The 14,511-nt window shown below is 67.5% G+C and carries 14 protein-coding genes; 7 read left to right on the forward strand and 7 right to left on the reverse strand.

Features of this window, described 5'->3' with window-relative positions; all coding sequences use genetic code 11:
* Window positions 1-15: 15 nt before the first annotated feature.
* The gene (locus tag ACIA5H_RS26705) at window positions 16-324 is read left to right on the forward strand and encodes a hypothetical protein (protein ID WP_355078228.1); all 309 of its coding nucleotides are present in this window, start codon (window positions 16-18) and stop codon (window positions 322-324) included.
* Here ACIA5H_RS26705 and ACIA5H_RS26710 read toward each other — a convergent pair.
* Window positions 302-1,153, reverse strand: a complete 852-nt coding sequence (locus ACIA5H_RS26710) for a class I SAM-dependent methyltransferase (RefSeq protein ID WP_397078068.1) — start codon at window positions 1,151-1,153, stop codon at window positions 302-304. The genes ACIA5H_RS26705 and ACIA5H_RS26710 overlap by 23 nt on opposite strands.
* Before the next feature lie 240 nt (window positions 1,154-1,393).
* On the opposite strand from ACIA5H_RS26710, the gene rpsA reads away from it, so the two are divergent.
* Complete coding sequence (gene rpsA, locus ACIA5H_RS26715) at window positions 1,394-2,860, forward strand: 30S ribosomal protein S1 (RefSeq protein ID WP_039797295.1); 1,467 nt, start codon at window positions 1,394-1,396, stop codon at window positions 2,858-2,860.
* A gap of 71 nt (window positions 2,861-2,931) precedes the next feature.
* Here the strand turns inward: rpsA and ACIA5H_RS26720 are convergent, their stop codons facing one another.
* Window positions 2,932-3,471, reverse strand: a complete 540-nt coding sequence (locus tag ACIA5H_RS26720) for a hypothetical protein (RefSeq protein WP_397078070.1) — start codon at window positions 3,469-3,471, stop codon at window positions 2,932-2,934.
* A gap of 155 nt (window positions 3,472-3,626) precedes the next feature.
* Window positions 3,627-4,304 (reverse strand): NAD(P)-dependent oxidoreductase, encoded by a 678-nt coding sequence (locus tag ACIA5H_RS26725; protein WP_397078072.1) that lies wholly within the window; start codon window positions 4,302-4,304, stop codon window positions 3,627-3,629.
* A gap of 84 nt (window positions 4,305-4,388) precedes the next feature.
* Between ACIA5H_RS26725 and ACIA5H_RS26730 the strand changes: the two genes are divergently transcribed.
* A complete protein-coding gene (locus ACIA5H_RS26730; protein WP_356967854.1) occupies window positions 4,389-5,090 on the forward strand; it encodes a TetR/AcrR family transcriptional regulator in 702 nt (233 codons plus the stop codon).
* Window positions 5,091-5,141: 51 nt separating this feature from the next.
* Here ACIA5H_RS26730 and ACIA5H_RS26735 read toward each other — a convergent pair whose 3' ends face one another.
* Window positions 5,142-5,738, reverse strand: coding sequence for a TetR family transcriptional regulator (locus tag ACIA5H_RS26735; protein WP_364430374.1), 597 nt, complete (start codon window positions 5,736-5,738; stop codon window positions 5,142-5,144).
* A 91-nt stretch (window positions 5,739-5,829) separates the two neighbouring features.
* Between ACIA5H_RS26735 and ACIA5H_RS26740 the strand changes: the two genes are divergently transcribed.
* Entirely contained in the window at window positions 5,830-6,165 is a 336-nt protein-coding gene (locus ACIA5H_RS26740) for a hypothetical protein (RefSeq protein WP_355078222.1), read from the forward strand.
* Window positions 6,166-6,237: 72 nt separating this feature from the next.
* Here the strand turns inward: ACIA5H_RS26740 and ACIA5H_RS26745 are convergent, their stop codons facing one another.
* Window positions 6,238-7,674, reverse strand: a complete 1,437-nt coding sequence (locus ACIA5H_RS26745) for an MFS transporter (RefSeq protein ID WP_397078075.1) — start codon at window positions 7,672-7,674, stop codon at window positions 6,238-6,240.
* Between the two features lie 100 nt (window positions 7,675-7,774).
* Here ACIA5H_RS26745 and ACIA5H_RS26750 point away from each other — a divergent pair, with 100 nt between their 5' ends.
* Both ACIA5H_RS26750 and coaE read left to right on the forward strand, forming a co-directional pair.
* A complete protein-coding gene (locus ACIA5H_RS26750) occupies window positions 7,775-8,197 on the forward strand; it encodes a MarR family winged helix-turn-helix transcriptional regulator (RefSeq protein ID WP_397078077.1) in 423 nt (140 codons plus the stop codon).
* 1,089 nt (window positions 8,198-9,286) lie between these two features.
* Complete coding sequence (coaE, locus tag ACIA5H_RS26755) at window positions 9,287-10,498, forward strand: dephospho-CoA kinase (protein ID WP_364430365.1); 1,212 nt, start codon at window positions 9,287-9,289, stop codon at window positions 10,496-10,498.
* 58 nt (window positions 10,499-10,556) lie between these two features.
* Here coaE and ACIA5H_RS26760 read toward each other — a convergent pair whose 3' ends face one another.
* Window positions 10,557-11,081 carry a DUF402 domain-containing protein gene (locus ACIA5H_RS26760; protein ID WP_355078218.1) on the reverse strand — a complete coding sequence of 175 codons (525 nt, stop codon included), beginning with the start codon at window positions 11,079-11,081 and terminating at the stop codon, window positions 10,557-10,559.
* A 57-nt stretch (window positions 11,082-11,138) separates the two neighbouring features.
* On the reverse strand, window positions 11,139-11,789 hold the full coding sequence (locus ACIA5H_RS26765; protein ID WP_356967866.1) for a hypothetical protein: 651 nt from the start codon (window positions 11,787-11,789) through the stop codon (window positions 11,139-11,141).
* 501 nt (window positions 11,790-12,290) lie between these two features.
* On the opposite strand from ACIA5H_RS26765, the gene uvrB reads away from it, so the two are divergent.
* Window positions 12,291-14,480, forward strand: coding sequence for an excinuclease ABC subunit UvrB (gene uvrB / locus ACIA5H_RS26770; RefSeq protein ID WP_379255560.1), 2,190 nt, complete (start codon window positions 12,291-12,293; stop codon window positions 14,478-14,480).
* Window positions 14,481-14,511 lie beyond the last annotated feature (31 nt).

A 14,511-nucleotide genomic window follows, 5' to 3' on the forward strand; every position in this document is an offset into this window, starting at 1 on the left:
CCGAAAGGGGAAATGATGACCACGGTCGTGCACATCGATGACACCGTCCGCGATTACGAGACGTGGAAGCCCGCCTTCGACGGTCTGGTGCAGTACTACACCGAGGCGGGAGCCCGCAACTGCCGGGTGGCGCGGTTCACGCACAACCCCAACCGGGTGCTCATCGAGCTGGACTTCGACACCATGGCGGAGGCCGAAGCCTTCCGGGACGGTCTGCACAAGCTGATCGACCTGCCGCGGACGCAGATGCTACTGGTCAGCCACGAGGTCTCCATCCTCGAGCTGGTCGATGACCGCCGCCTCACGGCCCGGGCTTCCTCGTGACGAAGATGGCCGTACCGGGGAACAGCTCACCGCGCAGCGGGCTCCACTGCCCCCATTCGCGGTCGAGCCATTCCGGCCATTCCGGTTCGACGATGTCCTCCAGCGCCAGGCCCGCCGCGACGATCTCCCTGACCCGGTCGCCGATGGTCCGGTGGTGCTCGACGTAGGTGGGCACGTCGTCGCCGTCGACCTCGACGTAAGGGGTGCGGTCGAAGTACGGGATGGTGGCGGTCAGGCCCGCCGGGCCGGGATCGTCCGGGAAGATCCAGCGCATCGGGTGGTTCACCGAGAACACCCAGCGCCCACCGGGGCGCAGCACCCGCGCGACCTCGCGCATCACCTGCGCCGAATCGGCGACGAACGGCACCGCGCCGAACGCCGAGCAGGCCAGATCGAACGACGCGTCCGCGAACGGAAGGGCCTCGGCGTCCGCCTGCACCAGCGGCACTCGCGGGCCGCCGCGCGCCATCACCGCGAGGCCCCGCTCGAGCATCCCGCGCGACAGGTCGAGTCCGACGGGGCGCGCGCCCTGCCCCGCCAGCCAGCGCGAGCACGGAGCGGAGCCGCAGCCGATCTCCAGCACCGCTTTGCCGGTGACGTCGCCGAGGAATTTCATGTCGCCTTCGTGCAGGCCCTCCGGGCACCACACGAACTCGCCGCCGGGGGAGTCCACGCCGAGGAACTCCGCGTGCGTCTCGTGGTACTGCGCGGCGTCGGCGTCCCACCATCGCCTGCTGGCCAGTCTGCTGGCCGCCGATCCGATCCGGGTCCGCACCGTGCCCGTCGTTCCGAGCAGTGCGTTTGCTTGCGCATGGCGATCTTCCGACACGCCGATCAGACTATCGGCGTGGCGACCCGACCGGTTTGCCCGCCCGGACCGAGGTCGCGTACGCTGAACGCGCGAGTGTCTTCCGTACAGCCGTACCGAAGTTCAACCCGTGCTGAGTTTCACGCGCGTCGCGTGCGGTACGTTCCTAGTGTCCGTCTTCACACCTCGCGGTGAGATCGCAGCGTACCGAAAGTTCCAATGTCCGCAACCGACCACAATCCGTCCGGAGCAAACCGACATATGCCCACCACCGTCACCTCGCCGCAGGTAGCCGTCAACGACATCGGCTCCGCCGAGGATTTCCTCGCCGCCATCGACGCCACGATCAAGTACTTCAACGACGGCGACATCGTCGAAGGAACCATCGTCAAGGTCGATCGCGACGAGGTCCTGCTCGACATCGGTTACAAGACCGAAGGCGTCATCCCCTCTCGTGAACTCTCCATCAAGCACGACGTCGACCCCAACGAGGTCGTTTCCGTGGGCGATGAGGTCGAGGCCCTTGTTCTCACCAAGGAGGACAAGGAAGGCCGCCTGATCCTGTCGAAGAAGCGGGCGCAGTACGAGCGTGCGTGGGGCACCATCGAGGAGCTCAAGGAGAAGGACGAGGCCGTCAAGGGCACCGTCATCGAGGTCGTCAAGGGCGGCCTGATCCTCGACATCGGCCTGCGCGGCTTCCTGCCCGCGTCGCTGGTCGAGATGCGGCGCGTCCGCGATCTCCAGCCGTACGTCGGCAAGGAGATCGAGGCCAAGATCATCGAGCTGGACAAGAACCGCAACAACGTCGTGCTCTCCCGCCGCGCCTGGCTGGAGCAGACCCAGTCCGAGGTGCGCAGCGAGTTCCTGCACCAGCTGCAGAAGGGCCAGGTCCGCAAGGGCGTGGTCTCCTCGATCGTCAACTTCGGCGCCTTCGTCGACCTGGGCGGCGTGGACGGTCTGGTGCACGTCTCCGAGCTGTCCTGGAAGCACATCGACCACCCGTCCGAGGTCGTCGAGGTCGGCAACGAGGTCACCGTCGAGGTGCTCGACGTCGATCTGGACCGCGAGCGCGTCTCGCTGTCGCTCAAGGCGACCCAGGAAGACCCGTGGCGTCAGTTCGCCCGCACCCACGCGATCGGCCAGATCGTGCCGGGCAAGGTCACCAAGCTCGTTCCGTTCGGCGCGTTCGTCCGCGTCGAGGAGGGCATCGAGGGCCTGGTGCACATCTCCGAGCTGGCCGAGCGCCACGTGGAGGTGCCGGACCAGGTCGTGGCCGTCGGCGACGACGCGATGGTCAAGGTCATCGACATCGACCTGGAGCGTCGCCGGATCTCGCTGAGCCTCAAGCAGGCCAACGAGGACTACCACGCCGAGTTCGACCCGTCGAAGTACGGCATGGCCGACAGCTACGACGAGCAGGGCAACTACATCTTCCCCGAGGGCTTCGACCCCGACACCAACGAGTGGCTCGAGGGCTTCGACAAGCAGCGCGAGGAGTGGGAGGGCCGCTACGCCGAGGCGGAGCGTCGCCACAAGATGCACACCGCGCAGATGGAGAAGATGGCGGCCGACGCCGCAGCCGAGGCCGCGAACGGCGGCGGCGCGTCGAACTACTCCTCCGAGAGCGGTTCGCAGTCCTCCGCGGGCCAGGCCGAGCCCGCCGGCGGTTCGCTGGCCAGCGACGCCCAGCTGGCGGCTCTGCGTGAGAAGCTGTCCGGCAACGCCTGATCGGCAATAGCCTGAACGACTGTGCCCCAACCGGGATTCGGTTGGGGCACAGTCGTTTTTCGGTGCGCTTTTCAGTCGTTTTCGTGCCGTGAGGCTTTCGTCGTGCCGCGTTGCACTCGTGGCGCGTGAGCGGGCGGCCGTAGCGCCTCGTGTGGCGCCACCATCTGGGCCGTGGTGAGCGCGACGACCTGAATCTGCTCGAGCCGCAAACCGAGAGAGGCCAGCCGAGCGATGACGCCCAGCCGATGTTCCGGCAAGCCGGGGCGAATCACCAGCGGTTCCCGCTCCGGTCGACGCAGAACGTAGGCTCGACGTTCGGCGTCGAACCGCACGGGGACACCGTCCCGGATCGCCCGGTAAGCGGCCAGATCCAGTGTGTTGTGCCGGATCGGGTCGATCAGCAGCGACTCGACGAATTGCTCCGCCTGCCGCAGGAACGGCTCTTGGTCCGACGGGTCCAGATGCTCGATCCGCTGGGCCACGCGGTACCGGTAATCCGCTGCGGCGGGGCGCAGCAGGGCGCGGTGCCGCTCGATCTCCGCCGCGAAGGCCACGAGCTCTTCGTGGTCCACGGCGAGACGGTCGGGCGTCGAAGCAAGGACGTCGGGCATGGTGACCCCTATCTCTCGGGTTGCGGATTACTTTGTGTGGCAACCTGATCGACGTCCGACATCCCTTATTGTGCCGGAGGGGTCCGACAGAAACCGTGCGCGGCGCCTGGCTGTTCGCCCGTAGGCTCCGGATTGTTCGGCAGGCGACTCCCGCCTCAGTAGCCCACGGTGAAGCGGCGCTGAACGAAACGCGGCTGCTCGGCCTCGTCGATGAGGGCGACCGCCACGTCTTCGGCGGAGAGGTCTCCGCCGCCGACCAAGAGTTGATCGCCGCCGATCCGGAAGCGGCCGGTGCGCTCGCCCGGAGCGATCCGCCCCGAGGAGGGGCTCAGGTAGGTCCAATTGCGGTTGGACAGCCGATAGATGTTCAACGCGTCGCGCAATGCGCGCACCACCCGCGCGTAGTCCGCGGGAACGTCGAGCACTTCGGTGAGGGTGCGAGTGAAATCGTCTCCGGTGTCCAGTAACTGGATGCCGGGCGCGACTTCCAGGCTGCCCGCCCCGCCCACCGCGATCAGCCGGACGCGCGGCTGCCGGTCGAGCGCGGCGACCATCGCCCGCGCGCCCGCCACGAAGTCGTCCGCTCTGGCGATGGTGTCGGCGATGCCGTGCCCGGCGTTCACCGCGCTCACGACGACGTCGAGCCCGGCTATGGCCTCGGCGATGCTGTCGGTATCCAGCCAGTCGGCCACCGCCCACGTCGCGCTCCCCCCGCGGGTCGGGACACGCGCCGCGTCGCGAGTGAACGCGGTGACCCGGTGCCCCCGCCGCAGCGCTTCGGTGACCACGCGCGACCCGATGACGCCGGTCGCCCCGAAAACTCCGATGTCCACCATTCTCCTTAGCAATGTTCATTTACTACACGCCGTTCAGTAACAACACGGCAGATAGTACCCAAACGCTGTAGGGTGTCAACCGTGGCCGAGATCGTGAGAAGTCGCCGGGAGCGCCTGCGCGCCCAGACGCTGGAGGACATCACGACGATCGCGATGCGGCTGCTCGCCGAGGGCGGTCCGGACGCGATCTCGCTGCGCGCCATCGCTCGCGAAATGGGCATGACGGCGGGCGCGATCTACGGCTACTTCGCCACCCGCGACGACCTGATCTCCACCCTCATCTCGGACGTCTACACCGCCTTGGTCGACCGGCTGGAAGCGGCGCGCGACGCCGTTCCGGCGGCGGATCCGGCCGGACGCATCATGGCCTGGGCCGAGGCCGTGCGCGCCTGGGCAATCGAACGGCCCGCCGAATTCCGGCTCATCTACGGCGATCCGGTGCCCGGTTATCGGCCGCCGCCGGGCGGACCCGCCGGCGCGGCCGAATTACGCGCCTGTACCGGCCTGGTCGGTCTCGCGGCCGCCGCGTGGCCACGGGCCGCGGCTACCCAGTCCGCGGGTGACTGCACGTGGTCCGACTTCGACGCGAGCTTGGTCGACCATGTCCGGTCCGACTTCCCGGATCTGCCTCCCGACGCGCTCGCCCTCGCCCTGCGTCTGTGGGGCCGGATGCACGGCCCGATCGCACTGGAGGTGTACGGCCACCTGCGTCCACAGTCGCAGGACCCGGGGAAACTGTTCCGCGCCGAGATGCGCGACCTGGTTCGTTCGCTCGGCTTCTAGCCCGTAGGGTTCGGCGGCGGTTCCGCAGCGGCGTCGCGGAGCTCGGACGATCTAGCGTGCCGGTCGTGTTCCCTCGTGCGATCCCGGTTCGGCGGGGCCGTGCGCGATGTCGTGAAAGGCGTTGCGCAGCAAGGCGATGATGCGCTGCGGCGGCGCGTCGCGCAGGCCATCGAGTTCGAGCAGATGACGGCCGATCACCACGCCGATGGTGAGGGCTCCCAGCAATCCGGCGCGCAGGTCCGCCTCGTCGTCGCGCAACTGCCCGGCCGCTTCCCGCTGTCGCGCGGTCATGGCCGCGCGTACCTCGTCGGCGGCGTCCGGGTGGGTGAGCATCGAGCGGATCGCCGCCAGCGTGTTGACCGGCTGGTCGGCGAGCTTGATGGCGAGCGCGTCGAGCAGGAGCTCGGCGACCTGCTCCGGCGTCCCGGTGATCGGGTGGTCGTCGGCGAAGACCGCGACCCGCGCGAACAAATTCTCTTTCGATCCGAAATATCGCATCACCAGGCTCGGATCGGTGTCCGCCTCCGTCGCGACGGCCCGGATGGTCGTCCGGTCGTAGCCGATCTCCGCGAACAACCGGCCCGCCGCCGCCAGGATCCGTTCCTCGGTGTTGCGGCGCTGCTGGGCTCGGGTGGGAGTCGCATCCATGAATTCAGTCTACGTGCGTTGACTCAAAGGCCGTGCAGGGGTAGCTTTCGGTCTACAACTGTTGACCGAATTGGAGAGTGAGGTGGTAGCGATGTGGTCCACTGTCGCCCTGGCCCTCGGTGCCGGGATCCTGGGAGTGAACGCCGTTCCGCATTTCGTGAAAGGGATGATGGGGGAGGAGTTCCCGAACGTCACGGGTAACGCGCCCGTGCGCAACTCCGTGGCCGGATTCCTCGGACTGCTGCTGACGGCGCTGCTGGTGTACTGGGCCGACTTGGCGAGTCATCCATGGGTCGGTGCGGTGAGCATCGGCATCGGAGGCCTGAGCATGGCGGTCTTCCACGGTCTGGGTGGGGCTTACCGACTCAATACCGCACTCGGGCTGCCGAATCCGCCTCGGCAGATGCACGCGGGTACGACTGCCTGATCCCGCGTTCCGGGCTGGTGCGGCTTCGGCGAGGCATCCGATGAGGTGTCTCGCCGTCGCCGGTCCATGAATTCAGCGAGCCGGTGCCGGAGCGGTGCCGGCTTTCGCTGTGATGCCGAGTGCCGCGAGGATCGCCGCCACCACGAGAATCGCCGAGCTGATTTCGAATGCGAGCCGAAATCCCTGGGTGAGTGCGGATTCGGTGGAGATCCCGGACTCGAGCAACGCGGTGCTGCGGCTGATCGCGACGGTGCTGAGCACGCCGAGCCCGAACGCGCCGCCTAGCTGTTGCGTCGTCGTCACCAGTCCGGAGGCCAGTCCGGTGATGTCCTCGTGGGTTTCACCGACCGCCGCGATGGTGATCGACACGAACGCCAAGCCCATTCCGAACCCGGCGGCCAGCATGCCCGGCAACAGCTCGAGATAGCCTCCCGTGGGTGACAGTCGCGACAGTGCGAGCATGCCGAGACCGCAGGCGGCCATCGCGGTGGTCAGAACCCAGCGGACGCCCAAACGTGGAGTGAGGGCCGCCGAAGTCGCGAAGCCCGCGATCACCAACGCGCAGAACGGCAGCCAGGCCGCTCCGGTTCGGGCCGGGCTGTAGTGCATGACCTGCTGCAGGTGGAGGGTGAGGAAGAACAACATCGACAGGATCGCCGAGCAGAACAGGACGTTGGCCGCGTTGGCGACCGCCCGATCCCGATCGCGGAAGAACGACAAGGGAATCAGGGGGGACGCGTGGCGCCGTTCGCGAACGAGGAACGCGAGCAGCAGCGCGAGACCCGCACCCAGCCGGAACGCCGTCGCGGCGAAGGATGCTCGGCCGCTGTCGATCAGCCCGTAGTCGAACGCCGCGACCGCCGCGGTGATCAGGGCTGCGCCGAGCCCGTCGATGCGCGGCCGCACGGCCTCGCTCCGGGTTCCCGTCTCGACCAGTCGTGGGATGGCGACCAGGGCGATCAGCGCCACCGGCACGTTGATGAAGAAGCACCATCGCCAGCTCGCGTACTGAGTGATGACGCCGGAAAGCGCCACGCCGAGCGTGGCAGCCAAGCCGCCGAGGCCGGCCCAGATGCCCAAGGCGCGACTTCGTGCCCGTGGGTCGGTGAACAATCCCGCGACGATGCTCAGCGCGGCCGGACTGGCGAGAGCGCCGCCGATGCCCTGACCCGCGCGGCTCGCCACCACCATCAAGCCGTTCTGCGCGAGGCCGGTGGTCAGTGACGCGACCGCGAACACGGTGACGCCCACCAGGAAGACGCGCTTGCCGCCGAACAGGTCGGCGCAACGTCCGCCGAAGATCAGGAACCCGCCGAACAGCAGGAGGTAGGCGTTGACGATCCAGGTCAGGTCGCTTTCGGACATGTGCAGCGAGCGCTGGATGGTGGGCAGTGCGACGTTGACCACGGTGTCGTCGAGATTCAGCATCATCTGCACCGAGCACAACAGCGTCAACGCCAGATAGCCGGACCTCAGGCCGGGGCGCGGTGCGATCGTCGAAGTAGTCATGGTTCCTTCATTGGTGGTGTACCACTATTACCGGGCTATGGTGACATCCGATTTAATGGTGGTCAACCACTAATTAGTGTGCCGTGGGTAGGCTGTGCCGGTGAGCGAACCGCAAGAGGTGCCGAGCATGGCGGAGTTGGTCGACGTGCTGCAGCGCGCGGTCGGGCTGGTGCGTGCGCATTTCGCCGCTGCCACAGCGCGTTTGGGCGTGACCCCGGCGCAGGCCAAGGCACTGGGGCGACTGGCTACGCCCCTGACGCCGAAGGATCTCTCCCGTCAGTTGGGTGCCGACCTGTCGAATACCGCGACCATGGTGGACCGCTTGGAGGCGCTGGGCTTGGTGCGCAAGGAGGTGCACCCCACCGATCGCCGCGCGCGCCTGCTGACTCTCACCGAGCGGGGAGAGGGGCTCCGGAGAACTCTCGATCGAGAGGTGTTCGACAACGTGCCCGCACTGGCCGTGCTCGACGAACCGGAGCGCAGGCAACTGTACGGGCTGCTGCGCCGCGTGACGTCGGGCTGAGCGCCGCGAGAGACCCGGTAGCCCGGCTCGCTGCGGATGGTTTGCCAGGAGACGCACCACATCGAGAATCCGAACGGCGTCCGGCTGCTGGTGAAAGGCAATATCCCGCTGGCGATAATGCCGGGAATTCGGTCGTCGGCGCTTTTGGGACCGTTCGGTGGGTCGTGTTGCGCGAGAAGCGGTGGAAACGGCGGCGGTTTCGGAGATGTTTTTCTCTCGTTCCGGTGACGGTCACGAATCGAAACCGAGTGCATGCCGTGGCGGCGCACGGCTTCGTCACCGAATCGGAGGAGAACCTTCGTAATTATTTACGATGTCACCCGGGCATCCGGGCCGCTCGGAGTTCGCGCTCGGGGAAGCACGGCTTATTCGGGGACGGTCGGCGCGGAGTTCGCCGGAAGCGAGTTCACTGACGCCGCCCGCGATCGATCTTGCATCTGTACTTACATTCTGTCCGGCCGATGTCGTGCACCGAGAACCGCGCTCACCGTTGGCACGCAAAACAGTGGCCCAGCCTTGGCGAGAGGCTGGGCCACTTCGAGCTCGGGTTCAGCTTGCGGTAGCAGGTACCCACCGGACCGCGGGTGCGGCCGGACGGTTCCGCATGGCAGCGAAACTGTGCCGCGCGGGACTGATGAACGCGGTGAACCAAGAGCGACGGTGCTCCGCGAGCGCCGCCGCGACAGCGGGGATCTGAATGCAGTGCACTCGCCCCGCCATGCCCAGGCGGTGGCGACCCGCCCGGTTGATTCTGGTGCCCAATGGTGTTCCTTTGCTTCGCTGGTGTCGGCCTGGATCGCCACGGCGAAGATTAGCGGAACGAAACTGATCGGCAGAGTATTTTGCCCGAGTAATTGCCTCGGCGTGTCGGAAAGTCGTCGCGGCCAACCGTAAACATCCGGAATTGTTGCGAATCGGTCTCGGCGCTGTCACGGATCGGGCAAATGGCTTCCCGGGCGGTGGAATACGCGACCGCATCGGGTATTCGGCCGGATCGCCCGTCGACGGGCCTGGCCTTCGAGGCGGACCGTCGCCGACGCGTTCGGGGCAGCACAGGCCCCTGCCAGGCCCGGATGCGAGACTGGTCGAATGTTACGAATCGGCCTCACCGGAGGCATGGGAGCGGGGAAGTCGACGGTGGCTCGCGCACTGGCCGACCTCGGCGCGGTGGTCATCGATTCCGACCTCATCGCCAGGGAGGTGGTCGAGCCGGGCACCGAGGGACTCGCCGCGCTGGTGGAGGCGTTCGGCGCAGGCATCCTCGCCGCGGACGGCAGTCTCGACCGGCCCGCCCTGGCCGCCGCGGCGTTCGGTGACGACGCGGCGCGCGCGAGACTGAATTCGATCGTGCACCCGCTCGTCGGAAAACGTACCGCGGAATTGATCGCGGCCGCACCCGCGGACGCCGTTGTGGTGCAGGATATTCCGCTTCTGGTGGAAAACGGCCTGGCGCCGTTGATGAATCTCGTGCTCATCGTCGACGTCGACGCGGAAACGCGAATTCGCCGTTTGGTGGAATTCCGTGGTGTCGCCGAATCCGATGCGCGTGCGCGTATTTCGGCGCAGGCCACCGACGAGCAGCGTCGAGCCGTTGCCGATGTATTGCTGGACAACAGTGGCGCGCCGGGTGAGGTCGAGGCGGAGGTACGCGCGCTGTGGGCGGAGCGCCTGGTGCCCTTCGAGCGCAACCTGCGCGCCGGGACGCCCGCGCGACGCGGTGACATCCGGCTGGTGCCCGCCGATCCGGCCTGGCCCGCGCAGGCGCAGCGGCTGATCGCCAGGCTGTGGGTGGCCTGCGGCAGCGCCGCCTCCCGGATCGACCACGTCGGTTCCACGTCCGTGCCGGGCCTGCCAGCCAAGGACGTCATCGATCTGCAGATCACGGTCGCCGACCTGGCCGCCGCCGACGGCCTGCGCGATGCCATCGCCGCCGCGGGATTCCCGGCGCGGCCGGAGAGTACCCAGGACAATCCCAAGCCGACGCCGCAGGACCCGGCGGGCGTCGACACCGCGCTGTGGAGCAAGCGCTTCCACCAGAGCGCCGACCCCGGCCGGTTGGCCAACGTGCACGTGCGCGTCGAGGGTTCGCCGGGGCAGCAGTACGCGCTGCTGCTGCGGGATTGGCTGCGCGCCGACGCCGGGGCTCGCGCGGAGTATCTCGCCGTCAAGCGTGAGGGTGAAGCCAAGGCGGCAGGGCTGACGGGCGCGGAGGCCACCGCCGCCTACCTCGACGTCAAAGAGCCCTGGTTCGACGCCGCGTATCCGCGGGCGCTCGCTTGGCGGGAGTCGTCGGCGCCTTAGCCGCTCCGGCCCCGGCCGTCGGCCGCGTCGATCGGGTCGCGTGTGCGCAGGTCCGGGACTACAGCCAGGTCAAGGTGATATCCATGGTCTCCAGCCAGCCCTCGAAGGTGTGACCGTTCGCGGCGATGCCGTCGATGGCGGCGGTGGCGTGCTGCACCGCCGCCTCGGCGTCGGCGAGGCTGATCAGGCCCGCGGCGTGCGCGGCGATCAGCTCGTCGACGTCGAGCAGCTGCGTCTCGCGTGCGGAGCGCACGACGATGTCGAGGTAGTGATCGACGGACTTCCACTTCTTCGGGGCGACCGGTGTGAATTCACCGATGTCGAGGTAATAGTCCTGGTCGCGCCGATGCGCGGGCAGGTAGTGGAAGATGGTCGCACGCAGGTGCAGCTTCGGCAGCAACCAGGACTCGATGTAGTGGAACTGCGGGTGATCCGAGGTGCGCGCCATGTACAGGCCCCACGGCTCGACGTGGTACTTCTCGACCGGGCGCACGAAGCCTTTCGGATCCGTGTTCGTCAGGTCCGCGAGGTTGAAGTACTCGACTTTGGGCCGGTGCACGTCGACGATGGGTGCCTGCGTCATGCATCAAGAATCTACCGCCGTTCCCGGCGCGTCGAGCCGGAGGCAGTAATCCGCGGGCTACATCCAGGTGAGGGTGATGCCGTGGGTGGCGAGCCAGCCCTCCACGCGGTGATCGTGCGCGGCCAGTCCGTCCAGCACGGCCGTGGCCCGCTCGAACGCCCGGTGCGCCTGCGCCGTCTCGACCAGTCCCGCGGCATGCGCGGCGAGCAGTTCGTCGACGCCGAGCAGTTCGGCGGTGCCGCCGCGGCGCACGGCGATGGACAAGTACTGGTCCACCGCTTTCCAGCGTTTCTGGCCGACCCGGCTGAACTCGCCGACGTCGAGGCGGTAGACCGGTTCCCGGTGGTGCGCCGGGTTGGTCCGCGCCAGCGTCGCGCGCAACGAGAGTCCCGGCAGCAACCAGGATTCGAGGTAGTGCGAATCCGGTCCGCCGACCCGGCGGGCCATGTACAGGCCCCACGGCTCGACGTGGAAGCGGTCGACCGGGCGGACGAAGCCCTTGGCGTCGGTGTTGCTGAGTTCGGCCAGATTGAAGAACTCCACCCGCGGCCGGTGCGGCGCCGGTCTGACCGGAGCGATCGGCCCTGGTGGGGCGGCCATGACGGCGCCGGCGACGGAGGGAACCACCGCGCGGATGTCTCTGGCGACGTACCCGGCGATGCCGGTCACAGCCGGCACGGCGACGAGCAATGGAATCAGACCGCTCATGGCTTTTGTCCTTCACCAAGTCCGAACAACCAGATCAGGTTACACCTGGGTCGGGGTGCTCGCGCGGTTCGCGATAAGGTGTTCTCTCACACGAAATCTATTGCCGCAACGGACATTTCGGACATGTAACCTTTCGCGCCGAGCGAGGGTGCGTGGGCTGTGAGGATGCGGTCGAGCGCAGGCCGCACGGCGAACTCCCTGCCGCCGAGGATGATAGGAGCGGGCTCGCACCGATTCATCGAAAGTCGTTGAAATCGTTCGCTTTCGGTGTACCCACCGCGCGGTGTCGCTTATCCCCTTCTTCTCGATGGCCGACAGGCGGCTTCGATCGCATCCGTGCGCATCAGTGGCACGCGAGCTCGTGAACTTCCGGCGAACGACCGGTCGGCGACCGCTTCCGGTGTGATCGGTTTCACAGCGTCGAAGCGTGGGGTGTCACCCGGCTCGTGACCGTCCGTTGTCCACGGGAAGCTGTCGGTGGGTGGGCCTAGGCTGGTGAGCATGGCATTCGCAACCGAGATTCCGGCGGAGGGCTTCGAGGGCAGGGCCGCCGAGCAGCCGCTCGCGCACTCGGAGTTCCGCCCGGTCGGCGAGATCGAGCGCGTCGGCGGCCGGTTCGAGGTGGTCAGCGAGCACCAGCCCGCGGGCGACCAGCCTGCCGCGATCGCCGAACTGGAGCGCAGGATCACCGCGGGAGAGCGCGACGTGGTGCTGCTCGGCGCCACCGGTACGGGCAAGTCGGCCACCACGGCCTGGCTGATCGAGCGGTTGCAGCGGCCGACGCTGGTGATGGCGCCGAACAAGACGCTCGCCGCCCAGCTGGCCAACGAACTGCGCGAGATGCTGCCGAACAACGCCGTCGAGTACTTCGTCTCCTACTACGACTACTACCAACCCGAGGCGTACATCGCGCAGACCGACACCTACATCGAGAAGGACAGCTCGATCAACGACGACGTCGAGCGGCTGCGCCATTCGGCGACCTCGAGCCTGTTGTCCCGGCGCGATGTGGTGGTGGTCGCCTCGGTGTCGTGCATCTACGGCCTCGGCACGCCCCAGTCGTATCTCGACCGGTCGGTGCAGCTACAGGTCGGCACCGAGATCGATCGGGACGCGCTGCTGCGGCTGCTGGTCGACGTGCAGTACACCCGCAACGACATGGCGTTCACCCGCGGCTCGTTCCGGGTGCGCGGCGACACCGTGGAGATCATCCCGTCCTACGAGGAACTCGCGGTTCGCATCGAGTTCTTCGGCGACGAGATCGAGGCGCTGTACTACCTGCACCCGCTCACCGGCGACGTCGTCCGTCAGGTCGACATGCTGCGGATCTTCCCCGCCACCCACTACGTGGCGGGCCCGGAGCGGATGGAGCGCGCGGTGCACGACATCGAGGCCGAGCTGGAGGACCGGCTCGCCGAGCTGGAACGTCAGGGCAAGCTGCTCGAGGCGCAACGGCTGCGCATGCGCACCCAATACGACCTGGAGATGATCCGGCAGGTTGGCTTCTGCTCCGGCATCGAGAACTACTCCCGCCACATCGACGGCCGGCCGGCAGGTTCGGCGCCCGCGACGCTGCTGGATTACTTCCCGGAGGACTTCCTGCTCGTCATCGACGAGTCGCACAACACCGTCCCGCAGATCGGCGGTATGTACGAGGGCGACATGTCCCGCAAGCGCAACCTGGTGGAATACGGCTTCCGGTTGCCGTCCGCGGTGGACAACCGGCCGCTGACCTGGGAGGAATTCGCCGATCGGATCGGGCAGACGGTGTATCTGTCGGCGACTCCCGGTCCGTACGAACTCGGGCAGACCGGTGGCGAGGTGGTCGAGCAGGTCATCCGGCCGACCGGCCTGGTCGATCCGCAGGTCGTGGTGAAGCCGACGAAGGGGCAGATCGACGATCTGATCCACGAGATCAGGCAGCGCACCGAGCGCGACGAACGGGTCCTGGTCACCACGCTCACGAAGAAGATGGCCGAGGACCTCACCGACTACCTGCTCGGGCTGGGGGTCCGGGTGCGCTATCTGCACTCCGAGATCGACACCTTGCGCCGCGTCGAGCTGCTGCGGCAACTGCGGCTCGGCGAATACGACGTGCTGGTGGGCATCAACCTGCTGCGCGAGGGCCTCGACCTGCCCGAGGTGTCGCTGGTGGCGATCCTCGACGCGGACAAGGAAGGATTCCTCCGCAGCACGACCGCGCTGATCCAGACGATCGGGCGCGCGGCGCGCAACGTCTCCGGCGAAGTGCACATGTACGCGGACAAGATCACCGACTCGATGCAGTTCGCCATCGACGAGACCGAACGCCGCCGCGCGAAACAGATCGCCTACAACGAGGAAATGGGCATCGATCCGAAGCCGCTGCGCAAGAAGATCGCCGACATCCTCGATCAGGTGTACCGCGAGGCCGACGAGACCGAGGTGGAGGTCGGCGGTTCCGGACGCAACGCCAGCCGGGGCAGACGCGCGCAAGGCGAGCCGGGGCGGGCGGTGAGCGCGGGCGTGTACGAGGGCCGCGACGTCAAGTCGATGCCGCGCGCCGAACTGGCCGATCTCGTGAAGGAACTCACCGCACAGATGATGAACGCGGCTCGGGAGTTGCAGTTCGAACTCGCCGGGCGGTTACGCGACGAGATCGCGGATCTGAAGAAGGAATTGCGCGGCATGGACGCCGCCGGGTTGAGTTGATCCGGGGCGCAGCGGCGCTGCCTCCGCGGTC

Source organism: Nocardia sp. NPDC051900 (genome assembly GCF_044452545.1).
GTDB lineage: Bacteria > Actinomycetota > Actinomycetes > Mycobacteriales > Mycobacteriaceae > Nocardia > Nocardia sichangensis.

Coding starts and splice junctions, on each gene's coding strand:
- ACIA5H_RS26705 (WP_355078228.1), top strand. CDS start 16: ATGACCACGGTCGTGCACATCGATGACACCGTCCGCGATTACGAGACG.
- rpsA (WP_039797295.1), top strand. CDS start 1,394: ATGCCCACCACCGTCACCTCGCCGCAGGTAGCCGTCAACGACATCGGC.
- ACIA5H_RS26720 (WP_397078070.1), bottom strand. CDS start 3,471: ATGCCCGACGTCCTTGCTTCGACGCCCGACCGTCTCGCCGTGGACCAC.
- ACIA5H_RS26735 (WP_364430374.1), bottom strand. CDS start 5,738: ATGGATGCGACTCCCACCCGAGCCCAGCAGCGCCGCAACACCGAGGAA.
- ACIA5H_RS26740 (WP_355078222.1), top strand. CDS start 5,830: ATGTGGTCCACTGTCGCCCTGGCCCTCGGTGCCGGGATCCTGGGAGTG.
- ACIA5H_RS26745 (WP_397078075.1), bottom strand. CDS start 7,674: ATGACTACTTCGACGATCGCACCGCGCCCCGGCCTGAGGTCCGGCTAT.
- coaE (WP_364430365.1), top strand. CDS start 9,287: ATGTTACGAATCGGCCTCACCGGAGGCATGGGAGCGGGGAAGTCGACG.
- ACIA5H_RS26760 (WP_355078218.1), bottom strand. CDS start 11,081: ATGACGCAGGCACCCATCGTCGACGTGCACCGGCCCAAAGTCGAGTAC.
- ACIA5H_RS26765 (WP_356967866.1), bottom strand. CDS start 11,789: ATGAGCGGTCTGATTCCATTGCTCGTCGCCGTGCCGGCTGTGACCGGC.
- uvrB (WP_379255560.1), top strand. CDS start 12,291: ATGGCATTCGCAACCGAGATTCCGGCGGAGGGCTTCGAGGGCAGGGCC.